Origin of the sequence: Cellvibrio sp. UBA7671 (assembly GCA_002483145.1) — a bacterium.
GTDB lineage: Bacteria > Pseudomonadota > Gammaproteobacteria > Pseudomonadales > Cellvibrionaceae > Cellvibrio > Cellvibrio fibrivorans.
Genome location: DLHJ01000016.1, coordinates 377,693 through 399,083, shown reverse-complemented (window position 1 = coordinate 399,083; position 21,391 = coordinate 377,693). Strand labels below are relative to the sequence as shown.

The window sequence follows — 21,391 nt, the reverse complement described above, 5'->3', positions numbered from 1 at the left end:
AGGGCGGCAGCGTGCTCAAAGCGAACAGGTAGCCAAATGAGCTCGGTAACTAATTAGGATTACTTGTGCCGTATAATTCCATAATTAATTCGGAACGATAGTTAACCCTTTGATTTAGCATGGACTAACTAGATTGATGGTTCATCCATTTTTTTGGAGTTATACAGCACCACACCAAATTAGCTGGAATAACTTTTCGCGGGTTATATAGTTGGTGCAATTTAATAAACTGTTAGCGTGAATATATGAATATAAATTATCTTGAGATCTGCACACAAAGACATCATAAAGCCACATTGGCGTTAGTTGAAAAGCTTGTTGGTGTTCCTTCAGAGCTAGTAGAAACTTGTCCCGTTATTGCTAAAAAGGGTACGGAATTGCATATGGTTATGCCAGGAATTACTGGGCTTACTATAGATTATGATTTTGTTAATCCATATATTATGAATGGAGCATTTAGCCTCGAGTTGAAAATGAAGTTTCTTAACCTAATTGAAACGGGAAACAAAATTGAAGCAGGACACAGGTTGCTAGGAATATTCAGCGAGCTATCAAATGACACTAAAGAATTTCTACGTGAAAATCTTAAGATCATTGTAAAAAATAGCAGTACTTGTAAAGAAGTTACAAAAATTCTCAATCAAGAGTCTAAAATTCAGTTTAATTGGGACTTACACAAATTACTTTCAAATTCAGATATGGCGTTTGAGCGCTGGCGCTATATTTACGAAAGTAGTGATGACTCAACATGGTTTGCTGGATACAGTGAAATACAGAAAGCACTCGATTTAAGAATTGCTGATCTGAAAAGTCGCTAACAAATCGTTGCAGCTCGCACGCTGCGCGTGCTGGACAGATTTTAAGTCGCAGTTTTATGGTTTTGCTGCGCAAAAGTATTTCATAAAACTACAACTTAAAATCTTCCGCTGAACTCAACGTTATGGTAAAGAAGGTTTTAGCTTGTGAAATCCTGATTTCCCTAAAAGAAAATCACAAACGTTTATAAATTGAATATAAGAACATAAAATAGAAAGGCGTAAAAAATATCTGAAGTTTTAAGACATCAAGGAGAATTATGAAAGTGTCAAATTTAGTGCTAGGTTTAGGTATAGCATCAGTAGTCATCCCTGCCATAGCTTGCATCGTTGGTTTCGTTCTCATGTATAGTATCCCTGGCTGTAATTGTGATGAGGGCGCGGGATGTCGTGGTTGCGGAAATTTTAATACTTGGGTAGCCAATCTATCAATGGGCGGGTTCGTTGGAACTTTAGGGGCTATTCTGTTTGTTTTACCACCATTAGCCATTGTCTTTGCAGTTTTATCCTATTTTAAAAAATGAAATACTCATTGTAAAAACCATAATAAGGTGGGTTAGATTCCTTCCGGCGCTTCGCGCCTCCACTCGACAGCTTGCAAGTAGTTAATACCCATGAAAATTCCTATCATAATTTTTTCTTTAATGTTGTTTGCAATCAGTATGTGGCTGCCTGCATTTGAATGCACTAGAGACTCTTTGAAAGGCTATGAAGTTTTAATTAGCGGTTGGCTTGGAATAATCGGATTAGATCCAAGGTGGTATGCAAATGTTTTATATGCCTACGTTATTTTTCGTAGCTTAATAAATAAAAATTATACTCCATCCACAATAAGCTCAGCCTTATTGGTTTCGGCGGCAATAGCCTCTTTTGTGTTTATTAGTCCTTTAGCGTGCCCTGCTATGGACACAATGTCTCCATCCAAAGGGCTTGCTGTGGGTGGTAAAGTTTGGTGCAGTGCATTAATATCAGCTTCAGTATTAGCTTTTTTAAAAGAACCCAAAAGCGTTTATCCATAAGTTAATTAAAAAGTTTAAGCTACTAACAAGCGACTGTGGTAAAAAATATTTTGATTAGGCATCAAAATCATTCTTCTCTTTTTTCTAAACATCCTGCCATCTACTTCCGCTTTTGGCCGATAAAGGTCTTTTAACCGCGTACAATTTTGGACAGAATTTTTTGCTTGCTTATAGAGATATGGATGTAGAATCGTTAATAAGCAGATTGAACATTTCGGCTTAAAGGGAGGAGTGTTTAAACCTTTCCAAAAATGTTGTAATTAGTTGCGAAATTTTAAAACTCTAATCACAAACACTGAGATCGAGCCGAGGAATATTAGAGTTAGTGGTGATGGTTCAGGTACCTTTGATGATTTTATGTAGTCAATACTGAAGATCGCTTGCTCTGAAAACAATTGAGCAGGGGTGCTGCCCAACGGCTGGTTGTGCCAGATTCTTTGTATATTGCCCCAAGTTCCGCTAGCTCTTAAGTTTTCGGTGGAAAAGCTGAAATCTTCAGGCGCATCACTTGAAAACGTATTTGAATCTAAAATCACAATAAGATCAAACATAAATCTTGAGAATCGGTCACCTTGGTTTAGCCAATCTCCGATGTGCAACGCATCTACCAGCTCTGAATTAAAACTCGTGTTATCGTTTATTAAAAGCACGTCTTCGCTATTCTCACTTTGAGGATGAAAGCCGCTAATAAAATTGTCGCTGGTCGGAGAGTGAAACCATGCCGTGTTTTCAGTCGGGTCTTTGTCAACAGCTTTCAAAAAGTCGATAGTAAGTGTGCCGCTAACTTTGTCGCCTACGGCATACCCGAAGGCGTCGTGGTGGGCGGTTATTATTGTTCCTGAATATTCAACTTTGTATAAATGTGCCGAAACATGAAGAGGAATTAGTAATACCAACAGAAGAAATTTTCTAGACATTTCTCACTCCTTAATAAGTTGGGATCAGACGAAGTGATCATACTCCTATGTAAGCGAAGGTAAAGCTGACTAGGTGTTAAAATTTTAATAAACATTAACAAGCGACTGTGGTAAAAAAAAATGGTAATTCCGGCATCAAAATCATCCTTCGCTCTTGCTGAGCATCCCGCCGCTAAGTTCTGCTCTTGGCCGTTAAACGAGGTTACGTTCATTCGTCTTCAGCTTCATTAACAAAAATTTAAGCTTGACCCAATTCAGAATTTTCTTCGGTATTGTTGGAGCAAGTTAATACAAACCAAAAACCATGGTAGATAGACATGACACCTTTTGATTTACAACGGATATTGCTAGATGAACTTCCTGTTTCATTCCTTTATGAAGTGGCTTTTCGTGCGAGTTTAGCGTTTATAGCCGTGTTCTTGTTTTTGAAATGCAGCGGGCGCCGGGGGATAAGACAGCTTTCACTGTTTGAGCTTGTGGTGATTCTCACCTTGGGTTCTGCGGCAGGTGACGTTTCTTTCTATCACGATGTGGCTTTATTACCAGTAGCCGTTGTATTTCTAACCCTCCTGATGCTGTATCGTTTAACCATTTTTGCGATTGGGCGAAGTAAACATTTGCATGCATTCATTGAAGGAGTTCCCGTCACGGTTGTTAAAAACGGGCTTTACGAACTTAAATCTTTCAAGAAATTAAATATTTCATCGAGTGAATTGTTAATGGAGTTTCGTCAACGGGGCGTAGAACACTTGGGGCAAGTGAGATTAGCGATAGTTGAAACAGATGGAGATGTTAGCCTTTACTTCTTTGCTGGAGAAAATGTTCGCCCTGGTCTTTCTGTATTACCTCCGGAACATCGAGACGAATATAAAATTGCTCTGCACTCTGGCATTCATTGCTGCATCAATTGTGGGTTCGCCCAGCGGATTGAAAACGGGAGTGGAGCCACATGCGCTCGATGCAACAGTGGCATTTGGTCCGCAGCACTCACTACTCATCGTACCGATGCAAATTAACATTCAGTCGCCTAGTCACAAAATGACTGCACTGCTGTCTAACCCATACCAACGAAAATACTTCCTCTGCTGGCCGCCTCGCGACGTAAGAATTTGTAGGCCAGACTGATGATCCAATCAATTCATTTTCTTTAACAACTTACATGGCACTATCGATGGCACATCTTCCTATTCTGCATCTAACTACGCGTCATCCGTCGGCAATTCTGTTGCTAACCCAGCTGACGGGAATGCTGCTGTATCCCTTCCTTGAAGGAACGCAAGCGGGGCTGGTTGCCTTCAACGTCTTTGGCGTGACGATACTGACGCTCACAACTCACATGGTGCGGCGCACCCCGGGATTAACCTGGATTAGCGGCAGCTTGGCCACGGTTATCATCGTGCTATTAGTGATGCAGACGTTTTTTTCGATGACGTACTTGCTGCCCTGGAGTTCGGGTCTGGAAGCGATTTTTTACTTCTATGCCGCAGGCAGTTTGATTGCCTACATGCTTGAAGATCTGCGAGCCACAACCGACGAACTCTTTGCCGCTGGAGCGACTTTTACTTTGCTGGCTTGGGGCTTTACCCACTTGTACATGCTGATCCAGATACTTCAGCCGGGCACCTATGCCGCCGCCGTCAACCCCCAAGACATGCGTACCTGGACCGAGCTTAACTATCTTAGCTTTGCGCTGCTGTCGAGTACCGGCATTGGCGATGTTATACCGCTGACCCCGCATGCACGCGCGGTGGCCAGCGTCGAAATGTTTGTCGGCGTGCTTTACTTGGCTGGCGTGGTTGCCCGCTTGATCGGCCTGACGATGCAATCGCATCGCGATAACACGCCGAAGCCCTAGGTTGCTCGAAGCTGGCATTTTAGCGTCATAAAGTGAGCCCCCATCATCGGTGTAACAACAGGTGGTGGAGCTAAGCATGAAGAAATGTTTAAGATTGATGAAAAGTTTTCCATATTCATTCCAACAGGGCGCGCCACAAATAGCTCTGTCATTTTTGCGGATTTAAAAACGCCACGTTAAAAAACCACAACCCTTTTTGCGAGTAAGACAAAACAGTGTTTACTGTTTTGCCGCCGCTTTCATCACATCTGCCATAACACCATATACATTTACCCAAGCGGTTTTTACGTCTGCCGTAAAATCTTGCCCAAGCCCCTGCCCCAGGGTTTTTAACAGCGCAGTGCCAACGGTATCGTAGTGGGAATCTTGTACGCCGTAACCGCCGTGACGTTTGCCGAGGTTTTGTAGCACCGGCACTAGCACATCCAGCTCAGTTAATTTATTGACGGCGATGCCGATCATATCGATTAATTTTTTTCCTTGTGCATGTAAATCACCTTTGAAGAGTGGTTTTAATGCGGGGTCAGCATCAAACAGATTGGTATAAAAAAGCGCAGCGGCTTGCGGGCCAATGGCTGCTACTTTTTGCCATGAACTTTGCACGAGTTGGATGGTTGAGCTATCCATAACGACTCCTTTATTCGTAGAGAAAAAGATGGGGGAAATAAAAAGGCAATCACGCTGGGTGATTGCCTTTGTGGTTAACACATTTATTGCAAAATAATACTTTTTCCTGGCGGATCGGGTTGCGGGTTGAATTCGCCAACTTGCGCTTCAATAGTTTTTCCTGGTGGATCCGGCTGCGGATTGAAATTACCGACAGGCTCTTTAACACGCAGATCCGGCATTACTATGCTTGCTTGCGCAGTACCCGCACCCACAACCAAGGCCAACACACTTATCAATTTAATTAATTTCATTTTTCAAATCCTCTTGAATAATTTTCAAAAAATTCCGTTTGTTTAACTAATTTAACTACTTGCGCCAGATTCCGGTGTACACAGAACCGCAGTACCACCAGCCATAACGGGTGTAACCAAGTTTGGCCAAGTCATCTGATTTTTTGTTGAACGAAGTTAACGACATGCCGTGATACGCCTGCCATGCACCAGTCGAAGGAACCCAGCCAGTGTTATAAATTTGGCCATTGTCAGTACAGGCATAAACGTTGGGCATTACACCGGAATCTGCAAAGTGATTGAACCAGGCTTGCATGCGCTCATCCGGAATATTGTTTACTGTCCAATAAGCGACTGAGTGTGGTGCCCAGACCATCATTTCACCGGCGGGTATGGATTTACCCTTTAACAAAGTCCAGGTGGCATTGACTGAAGCAGTCTCATTCGTAAATGGCGTTGTTTGACCGCGATCGAATTTCATTGCGATTGGCAGGTTATCTCCGGTTTGCACATGCACATGCAAATGCGGGCCAGATGAGTTTCCATTATTACCAACCAAACCTAATACTTGCCCTTTGGTAATGCGCGCACCACCCCAGACTCTACCTGCCATTGTCCAAACTGCGCCTTCTTCTTTGGCGGGTAAATAGGTGGCATTGTGCGGACATAAATCGGTTGGGATCGAGCCGGGTTGGGCATGGGCATAGAGAGCGTAGTTGCCATCGTCTTGCAGAACCCACAAGTGGTTTCCGGCATAGCCGATATAACCTTCCGCTACTTTGGCGTGATTGGAGCCGGGCGTGTTTTCCGGCGCGTTACGCCAACAGCCAACGACGGTACCTGAGTCCATCGCTCGAATTTTTGCACCATAAACAATGTGGTTGGAGTTGACCTTGTTGTCCGCGCCATTGGTTTTGAGGTGATCCCATTTACCGCTGCCGATGTGGCGGCGGGCAATAATGTCCAATGCGTATTCCTGAGCGCCGCCAGACCAATGGGTGTCAGTGGTGTAACGGTAATTCAGGTTGATGTCATCGGCGCGCAGTGGAAAATCAGATGCCGAGGCGGCGATAGAAACCAATGCAGCAGAAGCCGCGATCAGTGAACGCCCCAAAGACGATGAATGGAAAAAAGAGTGAAGTGCTTTCATTTTGAACATCCTTATAAATTCAAAAATATGAGTAAGTGTTTAGTGAAGCGCCTGCTTCGGTTTACATCAGGGAAAACATTGAGCAAAAAAAGTGAACAACAGCAATGAACAAGTTCCGTTTAACAGCAGCGACAGCCATGTCGTTTGTTCATGTGGCCATAATAGAGGGGGAAGTTGTCAGGAGTTTGTCGTGCGGAGGGAGATTTGTGTCAATTGTGTCAGCGACCGGGCCAGTCACCGATCGGGACTATCCCGGCACCGGCACATACACATAGCCGACACTGCGTACAGTTTTGATGGTGGTGGGTTTATCCGGATCGGGTTCGATTTTTTTACGCATGCGGGTGATGCGGCTATCGATAGAGCGATCAAAGGGATCTGCATAGGTTTTATGGGCGAGCTCCAATAAATAATCGCGCGACAAAGGGCGGTTGGGATTTTGCAAAAACACCATAAGTAAATCGTATTCCATCGCCGTGAGCGGAATTTCCTCTTCGCCTTCCCAGAGCTTGCGCGCTTCAATATCCAGTAAACATTTGCCAACTTTTTTACGTGCGTCTTGCACCGGTTGGCTATTCGCCGGCACTTCATTTTGCGTGCGGCGCAATACGCTGCGCACGCGCGCCAGCAGGGAACGCAAATCAAAGGGTTTACTCACATAATCATCGGCACCCATTTCCAGGCCGACAATCATATCTACCTGTTCTGCTGCTGCAGTAACCATGATCACACCCGCGCTGGTATGCGCGCGCAGATAACGCGTTAGCGTAAAACCATCCTCACCCGGCATATTTAAATCGAGCAATACTATGTGCGGTGTAAAATCCGGCAACAGCGCTTTTAGTTCCTGCCCGTTCGCCGCCATTTTTACGTCAAAACCTTGCATCGAAAAATAATCGGCCAGGGTTTCACAAATATCCAGCTCATCATCGACAACAATCATTTTGTAATTAATGGTCATGGATGTTTTCTCCACTGTTACTGACCGGTTGATCGGTACCTTGATTAGCAATAGGTTGATTGGCGATAGGCAGACACAGAGTAAAACACGCGCCCATACCCGGTACCTCTTCATATTCAATACTGCCACCGTGGCTCTGGATAATACCGTTGCACACCGACAGCCCCAAACCTGTACCTACACCAACCGCTTTGGTAGTAAAAAAGGGTTCAAAAATACGCGCGCGCAATTCGGGGGCAATACCGCTACCGGAATCCATTACCTTTATGCAAATCTGTTCGCTGTTCTCCACTTGTATGGAAACAATGCGGATAATTTTGCGCGGCTGATCTTGCAGTGCTTGCTGGGCATTGATAACCAGATTGCTAATGACCTGATGCAATTGGTTGTGGTCAGCCATCACTCCCGGCAATTGCTCACTCAATGCCAATTCAAGATTGATTTGTTGATTGCGCAGATTGAAATCGAGTAAATCGATAACATCCTGAATTACGCGATTTATATCGACCAGTTTGCGCTTGGGTGGCTGCTCACGCGCCATGGATAAAAACGTCGAGACAATTTTCACGCAGCGCTCGGCGGCATTGGCAATTTTTTCGGCGCGCTTTAATACGCGCTCGTCTTGTTCCGTTTCGCGTAGCAATTGCGACTGCCCCACCACAATGGTGAGTGGATTATTTAATTCATGGGCAACACCGGCGAGCAGGGTTCCCATGGAGGCCAATTTTTCATTGCGCTGCAGCACTTCGCGCTGCTGTGCAATTTCGCGTTCGGCATTGCGCTGCGCGGTTAAATCGCGGATATAGGCCGTCACTAAACGGCGACCAATTAAATCCACCTGCCGCAGTGTCAACTCAACCGGAAATTCACTCTTGTCTTTGCGTTTGGCCTGCAATTCCAAACGCTGTCCGAGCACGCGCGGCTCACCGGTTTGGCTGTAGCGACGAAAGCCATCTTCGTGACGACCGCGGGTGGCGTCGGGCACAATCAGTTCACCAATTGATTGCCCTAACGCCTCTTCGCGACTGTAACCAAACATGGCCTCGGCGGCTTCATTAAATTCAATGGTAGAACCGCTTTCATCAATTGTGATCACCGCATCAAGCGATGCGGCAATCATCGCGCGGTGTAATTTGCTGCTGTTATTTTTTATCACCCGCGCCTGGTAAAACTGCCAGCGCGCATGTTGCTCAATCGTGTAGCCAGCGAATATACCGATGACCGCGTTGGAGAGCAGAAAAAAATTATTGGAAATAATATCGGGCAGATGCAGCTCTTTATAAAACGCAATCAGGTTGTAACAGAACATGATCACCATCACCGTGCCGAGCGAATTCACAAAGCGCAAGCCGACAATAAATAGCGTCCAGGTAATGCAGAGGTTAATGCCCGCGTAGTAATAATGGCTGTATTGGTTATCGGTAATCAGCAACATGGCGAATATGCCGCTGGCAGCCACCATGCTGGAATAAAAAATAACTGGCTGGTGGATCTGCTTAAAAATCGGTTGGAAGGTGAGCCAAAATAACAGCGCAAACAGCGTGCACACCACAGCGCGGATTCCCCACAACTGCAGCATTTTTTCCGGCACTAATAAATAATCGAGAAAGGCGAAATTTAAATAGAGTGCAAACGCCAGAGCGAGAGCCATGCGCACTTGCCGCGCAATATTGTCGGCGAGGTTCGCCGTGTATTCCTGCTCCAGCGCGGCATCCTTGAAACACAAACGGATAGGATCGAGCACTTGATAGCGCTGCTTGAACGCCAAAGAGCTGTAAGTGTCGATAAGTGGATCGTTCAATTAATACCCCTGATCCACCATTTCCTGTACCCGCGCCAGACCTTGCGCCACATCGGAGCCGGGCGCTGCAAACCGCAGGCCTTGCTGTACAAACATTTTGGCTTTTTCCGGCAGGGCTAGTTGCACATAACTTTGCGCGAGCACCAAATACAAATCAGACGCGCGGCGTTCAATACGCAGGCCACGCTCAGCGGTAGCGATAGCGCCCTGGTAATCCTGGGATAAATATTGTTGGCGCGCCTGTTTGGCGAGACTCTGCGCTGCGGGATTGAGCGCAACGCTTGGCACAGGTTTGGGCACTGCACCGGGCTGCGGCTGCACTACCGCTGGCTCACCGGGTTTTACCACGCTAGTGGGTTTACTAATGACAGGAGCCGGGGTCTGTGGCTGATGGGTGCTGGTCGTGCAGCCGACAATTACAAGCACGCCTGCAAACACGCAGACGCGGGTCAGTAAATTAATCATGGATCACTCTGAGTTCGGATGTATGTGTGTGCCGCGATTTATTCTGAATCTTTCGCGGCGGCCTTTAACAAGCGCGCCACTTCTTTCCACATATCGATGTAAGCGAGTGCCGCGCGGCTACGTTGATTGTAGCTGGTTAGCGGGGCGCGGCGCAGCCCCATTTGCTCGACAGCGGAATCGTTGGGAATATAGGTTTTGAGCATGGGCACCGGCATTTTTTTGCTGTTTTCAACCGCCTCGCGGTGCAAGCTGCGGCGCATGTCCACCTGGTTAAAAAATCCAACGATGCGTGTTGGCGCGGATTTTTTGCCATTCAAAAATTCCACCACCTGTTCCATCGCACGGATCGACAGAGGGCTAGGAATCATTGGGATCAATAAAATATCCACTTCCAACAATAACTGCTCAACGCTGGGCGAGAGGGTGGGCGGAAAATCAAAGATGAGGATATCGGCTTTTTCGCTCAGGGGTTTGAGCAGTTGCTTGAGGAATTTCTTGTCTTTGCTGAGTTCGTCGAATTCGCTGTCCAGACTGCGCAGACTGAGATCCGCGGGAATCAGCGTCAGGCCTGGATAGGGGCTGTACAGCTCCATCTCGCCGATGGATTTGCCTTTGCTGAAAAGTTTAATCGCTTTGGTGGCGTCTGGCTCCTGTTGGCAAAACCAACTGGCAGCAGCTTGGGGATCCAGATCCCAGAGGATCACATTCTTTTTTGCAGCGGCGGCCATATAGGCCATGTTGACTGCGGTTGTGGTTTTACCCACGCCACCCTTGAGGTTATAGAAAGCGATTTTAATCATGACAATCCTATGCGTGTAATGAAGCCTGTTTTTATAGGGATGCAAAACAACCAGCCACCAAGTATTAACTTGTAGCATTTTTAAGCGAATCCTTCAAAATTTATACGTCATCGGGTGTGTAAAAACACGACTGTGTGCAACCCCTACTGCGACTGACTGCATATCCAAGCGCGATCGGCTGGTGGCAGGTACAATCGCCGCTCACTTTAGCGAGCAGCAGTTATGACCCAGATTCATCCCTACGAACAACTCACACCCGACATGGTGCTTGATGCCATTGATAGCACCGGCTTCCTGACCGATGCGCGCATCCTGGCGCTCAACAGCTACGAAAACCGTGTCTATCAAGTGGGGATTGAAGGGGCGAGTCCGCTAATCGCCAAGTTCTATCGCCCCCAGCGCTGGAGCGATGCGCAAATCATCGAGGAACATGAGTTCACTCAAGCGTTGAAGGATTTGGAGATTTCTGTTGTACCACCGATGGCCAACGATGAAGGCAAGACGCTGCGTGAGTTTCAAGGCTTCCGTTTTGCGCTCTATCCGCGCCAGGGTGGCCATGCGCCCAACCTCGATGACTTTGATGCGCTGCTATCACTTGGCCGCACGCTCGGCCGCATTCATGCTTTAGGGCAGGCGCGGCCGTTTGCCCATCGCCCGGCACTGGATATCCAGACCTTCGGGCGCGACAGTTACGATTTCTTAATGGGTAATGACTTTATCCCCACCAGTTTGCGCGAGTCTTATCGCACCCTGGGAGCCGACTTGTTGGCTCGCTGCGAGACCCTTTTCAGCCGCGTGGATTACACGCCCATCCGCCTTCATGGCGACTGTCACCCCGGCAATATTTTATGGCGCGAAGATGTACCGCATTTCGTCGATTTTGATGATGCGCGTATGGGGCCAGCAATTCAGGATTTGTGGATGCTGCTATCGGGTGAGCGCGAGCAGCAAACGCTGCAGCTCGCGGAAGTATTGGAAGGTTACCGCGAGTTTTGCGATTTTGATTTGGCCGAGTTGGCGCTGATCGAGGCACTGCGCAGCTTGCGTATCATGCATTACAGCGCCTGGCTGGCGCGCCGCTGGACTGACCCTGCCTTCCCTCGCCACTTCCCTTGGTTTAATACCGAGCGCTATTGGGGCGAGCATATTCTGGAGTTGCGCGAGCAGCTGGCCGCTATGAATGAACCGCCGCTGGTCATTTATTGAGGATTGCTTGTTGGAAATTCAGCGGCGACACCCAATAATGGTTTATCTACGTTTTTATCTACCCGTTAATCTATTCCGTGTAAGGATTTGGCCATGAATGCCACCGTCACTGCCGCCACCACAGCACTCGTCGCCGATAGCCTGTGGGAATCCATTCGTTTGCAAACCCGCAAGCAGGCGGAGTCTGAGCCAGTGCTGGCCAGCTTCCTCTATTCCACCATCCTCAATCACGACACCCTTGAGGCGGCACTGAGCTTTCATCTCGCCAACAAACTCGACAGCCCGGCATTGCCCGCCATGCTGATCCGCGAAGTGATTGAAGAGGCGATGACATCCGACAAGACGATCGTTGAATCCGTACGCGCTGACTTGATGGCAGTGAGCGAGCGCGATTCCGCCTGCTGCTCACTGGTCACACCGCTGCTCTATTTCAAAGGTTTCCATGCATTGCAGGCTTACCGCGTCGCCCATTGGCTATGGCGCCAGGGGCGCAACTCGCTTGCGCTCTTTTTGCAAAACCGTATCTCAACCGTGTTTGCAGTAGACATTCACCCCGCCGCGCAAATCGGCAGGGGCATCATGTTCGACCATGCCACCGGCATAGTGATTGGCGAAACAGCGGTGATTGAGGACATGGTGTCGATCATGCAATCCGTCACCCTGGGTGGCACCGGAAAAGAAGCGGGCGACCGCCACCCGAAAGTGCGTAAGGGTGTGCTGATAGGTGCGGGCGCCAAGATTCTCGGCAATATCACCGTGGGCGAATGCGCCAAAATTGGTGCGGGGAGCGTGGTGCTTAAAGATGTACCCGCACGCGCTACCGTAGCGGGTGTACCGGCACAAATCATCGGTGAAACCCAGTGCAATCAGCCCGCACGAGAAATGGATCACTTGATTCGCTAGTCATTTCCGGTGGGCGTTTTATTATTTAGAACGACAAAACGCCCCAAAATAACCCCCCTGCACCAAAAAATCCTCGCTGTTTGCTCCATCGGCGCCCAAAAACCCTCTATATAACCTTTATTACGCCTTTGGTCTGATATTTGCTCAACAACTGTCTCAAGACCGAGGAGAACCTATCATGCAATACACTAAACCCATGATCGATTTGGTGTACGAGATTCGCCGCCGCGTAGACGCCGATATGAAGCCGAGCGTAAAAATGGCGAACCCGGAAATGCTGAAGGAATTAGCGGACTACTACCACCACACCAAGGACACGATTACCAGAACGCTGATAAAAGAGCTGCTCCATCTAGCAGGTGACGAGTGGCACCAACTTGTCGAACCAGCCAAAACAGAAATGACCAAAACTACGGAAATACCCAAACAGGTAGTTAAAGTCTATCGCGGGCAAACCATTTTGGTGGATGCACCCCATGCCGCCGAAGAGGGCGTTGCACTGCGCGCGGCTTTGCTGGTATCGGATATTCCTCCACCCGCCAAACCGGTGCGAATGTATCGCGGTCATCCGGTGCTCTGAACCATCACTGCTGGACGATTGACGGATTCAGAGCCACACTAAAAGTGTCGTCAGAAACCGTGCCGGGCGACAACACCTGCCCGACACTCCAGATACTTTTTTAAGCCCCTGCAGCACCGGCAAATTCCCCGTTATGAACATAGTTTTGCGCAGGCTCACTTTTCTTATCATGCTGGCGGCAATATTACTGGCCGCCAGCAGCTCGTATGCGCATGCGCAAAGCACTGCCAGTATCGCAGTCCTTCCCGATATTCATGAGGATTACCGTTTATTCCTGGGCGAGCGCCGCGCTGAAGACGTCACTTACTACGGCGGCAACCATGCGCGTCGGGACGTGATAGAGCTAATCTTGATGCAGCAGGCGCTAAAGCTCGGCGGCTTTTCTCAACCACTAGGCTTTGTTGATGAAGAAAATTATTTCCGCAGCATCCGCAATGTTATCGATGGCAACACTTTAACCATCAGCGGCACTATTTGGTACGAGGATTTAGCTGAGCAAAAAGACCGGTTGCACATATCTCCACCAATTGTGATGAATGGGCAATTTATTGTAGGGATCTACACCTCACCACAAAATCAGTTAGCTCTGGCAAGTAAAAACCTCGAGCAACTCACCCAATTAAAAGTGGTTACCAGCAGCCAATGGAAACCTGATTTACATACCTTGCGAAACTTGGGCTTTGACAAAATTATGTATACGCCCAATTGGGTCAATATGGCGCGTATGGTGAATGCGGGGCGCGTTGATATTGCGCTCTCACCCTTTGAAATGAATAAAGATAAGGAAATTATTGTTGAAGGTATTCGCCTGATTCCAATTGACGGAGTAAAAATTGCAATTCAAGGCAGTCGCCATTGGCCAGTGAGCAAGAGCCACCCGCTTGGGGATGAATTTTATACGGCATTGGTAAAAGGCGTTACACAAATGCGTAGAAATGGAACGATTGAACGAGCTTACAGGGAATGCGGGTTTTTCCACCCCGATTTAACGGAGTGGAAACTTTTAAACCCGCCATCAAATTGACAGGCAAACGACAAGTTTATTTTTGTTGCTGCTTCAACAAATCGCGGATTTCCCTTAATAATAATTCTTCATTGCTCGGAGCAGGAGGGGCTGCAGGAGCTTCCTCTTCTTTTTTCTTCAAACGATTAATCACTTTGATAACCATAAAAATAACAAATGCGATGATGGTGAAATCAATCAGTGTCTGTAGAAATTTTCCGTACGCTACCAAGACCGGAGCCTGACCTTCCAGAAGAGCCGGTAAAGTAAATGCCAAATCTGAAAAATTAACACCGCCTATCAAATACCCAATCGGTGGCATAACCACATCACCTACCAACGACGACACTATTTTTCCAAATGCGGTGCCAATAATGACACCCACAGCTAAATCCACCACATTGCCTTTGATAGCAAAGGCCTTGAACTCTTTTATGATGCTCATGTTAAATCCCCTTTTTGAATGGAATGAGTCTGTTATTGGCAAGCACTGCAAAAGCTTTATAACTCATAACACGATTAAAACCAAGGTTGCCGATTAAAGATGCTGGTAGTTACTCATCTTCACGCTGGGCGTAAACATTAGGAATACCATCTTCATCAACCACCGCATGAATTACCATCGGCTGACAACAGACCTGACAATCCTCTACATAGGTTTGCTGCTCAAGCGAGCAATCGACCAGCACACTGATCGGTTCGCCGCAGTATGGGCAATCGAGAAAACATTCTTCTTGGAAACTCATCAACAACTCCAGCTATTAATACGCAGCAGGTAAATCGATACCCAACTCATTCCACAATGCATCAACGCGATCTTTTACTGCCTGATCCATCACAATCGGCGTACCCCATTCGCGCGTGGTTTCGCCCGGCCACTTATTGGTTGCATCAAAACCGATTTTGGAACCCAAGCCGGAAACGGGTGATGCAAAATCGAGATAATCAATCGGCGTATTTTCAATCATAACTGTATCGCGCGCCGGATCCATCCGTGTGGTCATCGCCCAGATCACATCATTCCAATCGCGCGCGTTCACATCATCGTCAGTGACTATGACAAATTTGGTATACATAAATTGTCGCAGAAAACTCCACACTCCCATCATCACGCGTTTAGCGTGACCGGGATATTGTTTTTTCATGGTGACGACGGCCATGCGATAAGAACAACCTTCCGGCGGCAAATAAAAATCCACAATTTCCGGAAATTGTTTTTGCAAAATCGGCACAAACACTTCATTGAGTGCAACACCGAGAATGGCAGGTTCATCCGGCGGACGACCAGTGTAAGTGCTGTGATAAATCGGATCGCGCCTATGGGTAATTCGCTCAACCGTAAATACCGGAAATTTATCGACTTCATTGTAATAGCCGGTGTGATCGCCAAATGGCCCCTCGGGCGCCACATCATTGGGTGCGATATAACCTTCCAAAATGAATTCGGCCGATGCGGGCACTTGTAAATCGTTGCCGATACATTTCACTACTTCGGTTTTATCGCCGCGCAACAACCCTGCGAATCCGTATTCAGACAGTGTATCGGGCACCGGCGTTACCGCACCGAGAATCGTCGCCGGGTCAGCACCAAGTGCAACTGCAACAGGATAATTTTTACCAGGGCTTTGAATTTGGAATTCACGAAAATCCAAGGCACCGCCACGATGGGAAAGCCAGCGCATAATCAGCCGGTTTTTACCGATTTTTTGCATGCGATAAATGCCGAGATTCTGCCGCTCTTTGTGCGGCCCTCGGGTAACAACGAGCGGCCAGGTCACCAATGGGCCGGCATCGCCCGGCCAACAGGTTTGAATCGGCAACAGATCTAAATTGACCGCATCACCCTCCAACACTACATCCTGACACTGCGCCTTGCTCAGCACTTTCGGGGCTAAATTTAAAACCTGCTTGAACAGCGGCAATTTATCCCAAGCATCTTTAAACCCTTTGGGTGGCTCCGGCTCTTTTAAGAACGCGAGCAACTTGCCCACTTCGCGCAAAGCACCAACGGATTCTTGGCCCATACCCAAGGCAACCCGCTCAGTAGTGCCAAATAAATTGGCGAGCACAGGAATCGCATAGCCTTTGGGATTTTCAAACAATAACGCGGGCCCACCGGCACGCAGGGTGCGATCGCAAATTTCAGTCATTTCAAGGTGGGGATCAATTTCCTGTTTGATGCGCTTTAATAAACCGCGTGTTTCAAGCAGGGCGATAAAATCGCGCAGGTCTTTGTATTTCATTTTTATAAAAACCCAAATAACTAATTTAAAAAGCACAAAAAAGAAAGCCCGTATCGATCACAGCTACGGGATTTTAAATTTCCCGCATTACGCTGTGCTCCATACGGGCTACAAGCTCTTTCGCATCTCCCTTTAAAAAGGAGAATAGAAGATATTACTTGCGTTTCATCGACATAAAGAATTCGTCGTTGGTTTTGAAGTCTTTAAGCTTATCGAGCAAGAATTCCGTTGCCGCAACGTCTTCCATATCGTTCAACAAACGGCGCAGAATCCACGCGCGCTGCAACTCATCTTCACGCATCAACAACTCTTCGCGGCGAGTACCTGAACGACGCACGTTGATCGCAGGATAAATACGCTTTTCAGCAATTTTGCGATCAAGGTGCAACTCAAGGTTACCCGTACCTTTAAACTCTTCGTAAATTACTTCGTCCATTTTGGAGCCGGTATCGACAAGCGCGGTAGCAATAATACTCAAGCTGCCGCCCTCTTCGATATTACGCGCCGCACCAAAGAAACGTTTGGGGCGCTCAAGAGCGTGCGCATCCACACCACCGGTTAATACTTTACCGGATGAAGGAATGACGGTGTTGTAGGCGCGCGCCAAACGGGTGATAGAGTCGAGCAAAATCACTACGTCTTTTTTGTGTTCAACTAAACGCTTGGCTTTCTCGATCACCATATCGGCCACTTGTACGTGACGTGCAGGTGGCTCATCGAAAGTAGAAGCAACCACTTCGCCGCGCACTGAACGCTGCATTTCGGTTACTTCTTCCGGACGTTCGTCGATCAGCAATACAATCAAATGACACTCAGGATTATTGCGCGTAATCGCCTGCGCAATATTTTGCATCATGATGGTTTTACCGGCTTTTGGCGGCGCCACGATCAAACCACGCTGGCCTTTACCGATGGGGGCAATTAAATCGATGATACGACCAGTGAGGTCTTCGGTAGAACCGTTACCGGCTTCGAGTGGCAGGCGAACATTGGGGAATAGCGGCGTGAGGTTTTCAAACAGAATTTTGTTGCGGGAGCTTTCCGGTTTATCAAAGTTAATATCATTGACTTTTAACAGTGCAAAATAACGCTCCCCTTCTTTGGGTGGGCGGATCTTACCGGAGATGGTATCGCCCGTGCGCAAATTGAAGCGGCGGATCTGACTGGGTGAAACATAAATATCGTCAGGGCCTGCAAGATATGAACTGTCGGCTGAACGCAAAAAACCGAATCCATCCACCAAAATTTCCAGCACACCGTCGCCATAAATATCTTCTCCGCCTTTTGCGTGGCGTTTAAGGATATTAAAAATAATGTCCTGTTTGCGCGAGCGGGCGATATTTTCCAAACCCATTTCGTGGGCGATATCAATTAATTCTTCAATCGGTTTCTTTTTAAGGTCGGTGAGATTCATAGGAGAGACTTTGTGGATGGATGTGAGTTGTTGCAGATTATTAGCCGAATGGCACTCTTGTGAAACCAGCGCGTTGACATTAACACGCTGATATTAATCTTTTGAATTAACCTGTTGAATTAATCAGTCAAATTAAATAATGGAATTGCGTTTTTTTGCTGTTATTAAGCCGCTGACTAACGTGCCGGCTCAACGCCATGCGCTCAATCGCCCTGTAGTGTTGTTCGTGCAAGTGAGCTGATGAATTGGCTTATCTGGTTATATCAGATGCCGGGGCAAGAACAACAGCAGGGAAATTAGGGTTTGTTCGTCTGGTTCAAGGGAATCGGGAAGGTGATTCTGGGAGGAACAAACATCAGATTGGGCTGAGTATAACGGCAAATATCGCCCAGTGCAAAAACAAATTGGGCCATCTTGCGATGGCCCACAACAATTAGATTGCAGAGTTGATGAAATCAACCAACTGCGGCTTGCTCACTGCACCTACTTTGGTGGCGTGGGCTGCGCCATTTTTGAAGATGATCAGGGTGGGAATACCGCGTACATTGAATTTGGCTGCCGTTTCTTTATGATCATCCACATTGAGCTTGGTGACTTTTAATTTGCCTTCAAATTGCTCAGCCAAGTCATCAAGAATTGGCGCAATCATTTTACAAGGACCACACCAGGGAGCCCAAAAATCGACCAGCACAGGCAAATCTGCACCTATTACTTCCTGCTCAAAGCTGGCATCGCTAACGTGCACAATGGCATCACTACTCATAATAAACTCCAAACCTGACGGTCATTTAATGGTGAAGGGAAACCCAATTTGTTGTGGCCATCATAAGGATTGCCCCTAATGCAGGCAAGGAGAAAAAACCAATCATTGCCATAGGGGAACGCTATACGCGCGCCGGTAGTGAAATTCAAACCTGGCGATTTAACGCATTAACCAAACCCGTCGCTTCAAATGCGGAGTACAGATTATTGAATGTAACGGGTTTGGACAGATAGTAATTCATACCGCTGGCAAAGACGGCTTCGCGATGTTCCTGCAATGCGTGGGCGGTGAGCGCGATGATCGGGGTTGCCGATAGGCCTTCGCGCCGCTCGTAATCGCGAATCGCACGCGTTGCTTCAAATCCGTCCATTTCCGGCATTTCACAATCCATCAAAATCAGGTTAAAACGCTCATTGGCATCCTGCACCGCATCACACGCCTCGACCCCGTTTTCAGCAAAGATTGGCACTATATTAAGCTTGCCAAGCAAGCCCTTGATAACCATACGATTGACCGGATTATCTTCAGCAACCAGCACACGCAAGTGGGCAAATTTGTCGGGGTCGCGGGCTTGCCGCTCGGCGGCAACCAACGGCACCGGCTCATGCCCCAGAAGCGCAATCAATTCCTGACGCAGCAATTTCATCGAAACCGGTTTGCGCAAAATCGCATGGATCGAAAGACTGCGCATTTGCCCCTGGTCGTGATAAATATCGCCCGCGCTGAACATGCACAGCGGCAACTCGCGAAACTCTGGCAACTCTCGAATCCATTGCGCCAATTCAAAACCCGTAACATCAGGTAACGCGTAATCAAAGCAGACAAAATCATAGGGCTCGCCTGAATGCATAGCATGCTTTAGTTGTGTCAGCGCCGTTTTTGCCGAGACAACTGACTCCATACTCACACCCCAGACACTGCAGTGATGCGCAACAAATTCACTCAGGGTACGGCTGGACTCAACTAACAATAATTTTTTGCCCGATAACAAATTGCTTTTGGACTCCAATGGCGAGTTATTCCAATCGCACACATCTTCGCGCCCCAAGCGTGCAGTAAACCAAAAGGTTGAGCCGCGCCCTTTTACACTGTCAACGCCAATTTCGCCATCCATCAACCCGGCGAGGCTTTTGCAAATTGCCAGCCCCAAACCAGTACCGCCATATTTGCGTGTGGTGGAAGCATCAGCCTGATTAAACGAATCAAATAAATCATCCGTACTGCTCATTTCTATACCGATACCGCTGTCCTGCACAATAAAACGCAACTCAACTTTATCTTCAGGTAAATCCGCAACACGTTTTACTTGCAGGGAGACAAAACCTTCAGTGGTAAATTTAAAGGCGTTGCCGAGCAAATTAATAATGATTTGGCGCAACCGTGTTGGATCGCCCTTCACCCATTTGGGCACATCGGGATCAAGCCCCCCAAACAATTCGATATGACGTTTATTGGCAGTAGCACCAAATAATTGCACACAACTTTCGATCAACTCATCCAACTCAAAGGTGGTTTCTTCGAGTCGCATTTTACCCGCCTCGATTTTGGAGTAATCGAGAATATCGTTAATGATAGTAAGCAGGGTTTCGCCCGAGCGGTGGATAACATCGATGTAATGTTTTTGGTTATCATCGAGCGGCGTATCGCGCAGCATTTCGAGCATGCCGATCACTCCGTTCATAGGCGTGCGGATTTCATGGCTCATGGTGGCGAGGAATTGGCTTTTCGCGCGGCTTGCATCTTCCGCTGCATTTTTCTGGCGGCGAGTTTCCAGCTTTTCTTCTTTTTCAGTGAGCAGTGCCATTTCAATCGCGTGGCGCTGCTCGATATCGTCAAGCAAGGTCTCGCGCATGTGGTTAATTGCGTTGACAACATTATCCAATTCATCGGAAGCCGAATTGACTTTTAAGCGTTTGAGTTTGAGTGGTTTGGTGAGGGTTTCCAAATTAAGGTTGCGCGCGTAGTTGGCGACGGTTTTCATATGGCGCGTCAACAATGTATGCACCAGCCAGACAATAAATAATGCAATCACCAGCGTTTTAGTGCCCTGCACCAATGCAATAAAAAATGCGCGCTCCCACAATTTATCGTAAATACTGCTGAGGCTGGCGGTCACTGTGAGCGTACCCAGCTGCTGCTCCGGCGTGCTCGCGTCTTCATAGACGAGTGGATAACTGCGCACTAAAAACTGGCTGCGTTTATTTTCCAATTCCTGTGGGTCATAGGCGTGATTGCTGGCAACCAACGTCTGCTCGGTATTGTTCCAATCGTGCCAAACCACTTTGACCTGCACTACGTCATCAACCGCAAGCACGCTATTGATCTGGATATTCAATTGCTCCTGATCAAATCCCCACAGACTTTTAGTGATGCTCGCCAGGGTACTGATGCGCACCTGATCCAGACGTTTTTCAAGCGCGGCTATATCGTCGTTAAAATTGCTGTGGAGCTGCAACAAAATCGCAACAAGCGTGACAATCGAACTGCTGATAATAATCAACCCCAACAACCGCGCGGCTATAGGGTTTTCACGCATGTAGTTTCTTATGTTGGGCATCTCAACCAACCGCAGCAAGACCAGTGAGGAATGCCTTTGA

The 21,391-nt window shown here is 47.5% G+C and carries 23 protein-coding genes; 9 read left to right on the top strand and 14 right to left on the bottom strand.

Annotated elements, in window-relative coordinates:
- Positions 1-245 precede the first annotated feature (245 nt).
- From B4E62_RS17505 to B4E62_RS17495, 3 genes are all read left to right on the top strand, one after another.
- Entirely contained in the window at positions 246-818 is a 573-nt protein-coding gene (locus B4E62_RS17505) for a hypothetical protein (RefSeq protein WP_331352965.1), read from the top strand.
- Between the two features lie 257 nt (positions 819-1,075).
- On the top strand, positions 1,076-1,339 hold the full coding sequence (locus B4E62_RS17500; RefSeq protein ID WP_331352964.1) for a hypothetical protein: 264 nt from the start codon (positions 1,076-1,078) through the stop codon (positions 1,337-1,339).
- 90 nt (positions 1,340-1,429) lie between these two features.
- Positions 1,430-1,834, top strand: coding sequence for a hypothetical protein (locus tag B4E62_RS17495; protein WP_331352963.1), 405 nt, complete (start codon positions 1,430-1,432; stop codon positions 1,832-1,834).
- Positions 1,835-2,094: 260 nt separating this feature from the next.
- Here B4E62_RS17495 and B4E62_RS17490 read toward each other — a convergent pair whose 3' ends face one another.
- Positions 2,095-2,751: a hypothetical protein gene (locus B4E62_RS17490; protein WP_331352962.1), complete on the bottom strand. Its 657-nt coding sequence runs from the start codon at positions 2,749-2,751 to the stop codon at positions 2,095-2,097.
- A gap of 317 nt (positions 2,752-3,068) precedes the next feature.
- Here B4E62_RS17490 and B4E62_RS17485 point away from each other — a divergent pair, with 317 nt between their 5' ends.
- Positions 3,069-3,767: a DUF421 domain-containing protein gene (locus tag B4E62_RS17485; RefSeq protein WP_331352961.1), complete on the top strand. Its 699-nt coding sequence runs from the start codon at positions 3,069-3,071 to the stop codon at positions 3,765-3,767.
- Positions 3,768-3,922: 155 nt separating this feature from the next.
- Positions 3,923-4,606, top strand: a complete 684-nt coding sequence (locus B4E62_RS17480) for an ion channel (RefSeq protein ID WP_331352960.1) — start codon at positions 3,923-3,925, stop codon at positions 4,604-4,606.
- A 219-nt stretch (positions 4,607-4,825) separates the two neighbouring features.
- Here the strand turns inward: B4E62_RS17480 and B4E62_RS17475 are convergent, their stop codons facing one another.
- The 7 genes from B4E62_RS17475 to B4E62_RS17445 all read right to left on the bottom strand — a co-directional run bounded on the left by B4E62_RS17475 (position 4,826) and on the right by B4E62_RS17445 (position 10,682).
- Entirely contained in the window at positions 4,826-5,233 is a 408-nt protein-coding gene (locus B4E62_RS17475) for a globin family protein (protein WP_331352959.1), read from the bottom strand.
- Positions 5,234-5,316: 83 nt separating this feature from the next.
- Positions 5,317-5,526, bottom strand: a complete 210-nt coding sequence (locus B4E62_RS17470) for a hypothetical protein (protein ID WP_331352958.1) — start codon at positions 5,524-5,526, stop codon at positions 5,317-5,319.
- Between the two features lie 55 nt (positions 5,527-5,581).
- Positions 5,582-6,655: a hypothetical protein gene (locus tag B4E62_RS17465; protein ID WP_331352957.1), complete on the bottom strand. Its 1,074-nt coding sequence runs from the start codon at positions 6,653-6,655 to the stop codon at positions 5,582-5,584.
- A gap of 247 nt (positions 6,656-6,902) precedes the next feature.
- On the bottom strand, positions 6,903-7,616 hold the full coding sequence (locus tag B4E62_RS17460; RefSeq protein WP_331352956.1) for a response regulator: 714 nt from the start codon (positions 7,614-7,616) through the stop codon (positions 6,903-6,905).
- Positions 7,606-9,417, bottom strand: a complete 1,812-nt coding sequence (locus tag B4E62_RS17455) for a two-component system sensor histidine kinase NtrB (RefSeq protein WP_331352955.1) — start codon at positions 9,415-9,417, stop codon at positions 7,606-7,608. Before B4E62_RS17455 ends, B4E62_RS17460 begins: the two co-directional genes overlap by 11 nt.
- Positions 9,418-9,882, bottom strand: coding sequence for a hypothetical protein (locus tag B4E62_RS17450; protein WP_331352954.1), 465 nt, complete (start codon positions 9,880-9,882; stop codon positions 9,418-9,420).
- A 38-nt stretch (positions 9,883-9,920) separates the two neighbouring features.
- On the bottom strand, positions 9,921-10,682 hold the full coding sequence (locus B4E62_RS17445; protein ID WP_331352953.1) for a ParA family protein: 762 nt from the start codon (positions 10,680-10,682) through the stop codon (positions 9,921-9,923).
- Positions 10,683-10,904: 222 nt separating this feature from the next.
- On the opposite strand from B4E62_RS17445, the gene B4E62_RS17440 reads away from it, so the two are divergent.
- The 4 genes from B4E62_RS17440 (at position 10,905) to B4E62_RS17425 (ending at position 14,395) form a co-directional block, all read left to right on the top strand.
- Positions 10,905-11,888 (top strand): serine/threonine protein kinase, encoded by a 984-nt coding sequence (locus tag B4E62_RS17440; protein ID WP_310067610.1) that lies wholly within the window; start codon positions 10,905-10,907, stop codon positions 11,886-11,888.
- A 93-nt stretch (positions 11,889-11,981) separates the two neighbouring features.
- Positions 11,982-12,791, top strand: coding sequence for a serine O-acetyltransferase (gene cysE, locus B4E62_RS17435; protein WP_331352952.1), 810 nt, complete (start codon positions 11,982-11,984; stop codon positions 12,789-12,791).
- A 178-nt stretch (positions 12,792-12,969) separates the two neighbouring features.
- Positions 12,970-13,371 (top strand): hypothetical protein, encoded by a 402-nt coding sequence (locus B4E62_RS17430; protein ID WP_331352951.1) that lies wholly within the window; start codon positions 12,970-12,972, stop codon positions 13,369-13,371.
- 133 nt (positions 13,372-13,504) lie between these two features.
- Entirely contained in the window at positions 13,505-14,395 is an 891-nt protein-coding gene (locus tag B4E62_RS17425; RefSeq protein WP_331352950.1) for a hypothetical protein, read from the top strand.
- Between the two features lie 16 nt (positions 14,396-14,411).
- On the opposite strand, the gene mscL is transcribed toward B4E62_RS17425, so the two are convergent.
- From mscL to B4E62_RS17395, 6 genes are all read right to left on the bottom strand, one after another.
- Entirely contained in the window at positions 14,412-14,819 is a 408-nt protein-coding gene (gene mscL / locus B4E62_RS17420; RefSeq protein WP_310067617.1) for a large-conductance mechanosensitive channel protein MscL, read from the bottom strand.
- A gap of 109 nt (positions 14,820-14,928) precedes the next feature.
- Positions 14,929-15,120 carry a CPXCG motif-containing cysteine-rich protein gene (locus B4E62_RS17415; protein WP_310067619.1) on the bottom strand — a complete coding sequence of 64 codons (192 nt, stop codon included), beginning with the start codon at positions 15,118-15,120 and terminating at the stop codon, positions 14,929-14,931.
- Positions 15,121-15,135: 15 nt separating this feature from the next.
- The gene (gene ubiD, locus B4E62_RS17410) at positions 15,136-16,617 is read right to left on the bottom strand and encodes a 4-hydroxy-3-polyprenylbenzoate decarboxylase (RefSeq protein ID WP_331352949.1); all 1,482 of its coding nucleotides are present in this window, start codon (positions 16,615-16,617) and stop codon (positions 15,136-15,138) included.
- A 154-nt stretch (positions 16,618-16,771) separates the two neighbouring features.
- Positions 16,772-18,031 carry a transcription termination factor Rho gene (gene rho / locus B4E62_RS17405; RefSeq protein ID WP_062064458.1) on the bottom strand — a complete coding sequence of 420 codons (1,260 nt, stop codon included), beginning with the start codon at positions 18,029-18,031 and terminating at the stop codon, positions 16,772-16,774.
- A gap of 433 nt (positions 18,032-18,464) precedes the next feature.
- Positions 18,465-18,794: a thioredoxin TrxA gene (trxA, locus tag B4E62_RS17400; RefSeq protein WP_133679746.1), complete on the bottom strand. Its 330-nt coding sequence runs from the start codon at positions 18,792-18,794 to the stop codon at positions 18,465-18,467.
- Positions 18,795-18,939: 145 nt separating this feature from the next.
- A complete protein-coding gene (locus B4E62_RS17395; RefSeq protein ID WP_331352948.1) occupies positions 18,940-21,351 on the bottom strand; it encodes a response regulator in 2,412 nt (803 codons plus the stop codon).
- Positions 21,352-21,391 lie beyond the last annotated feature (40 nt).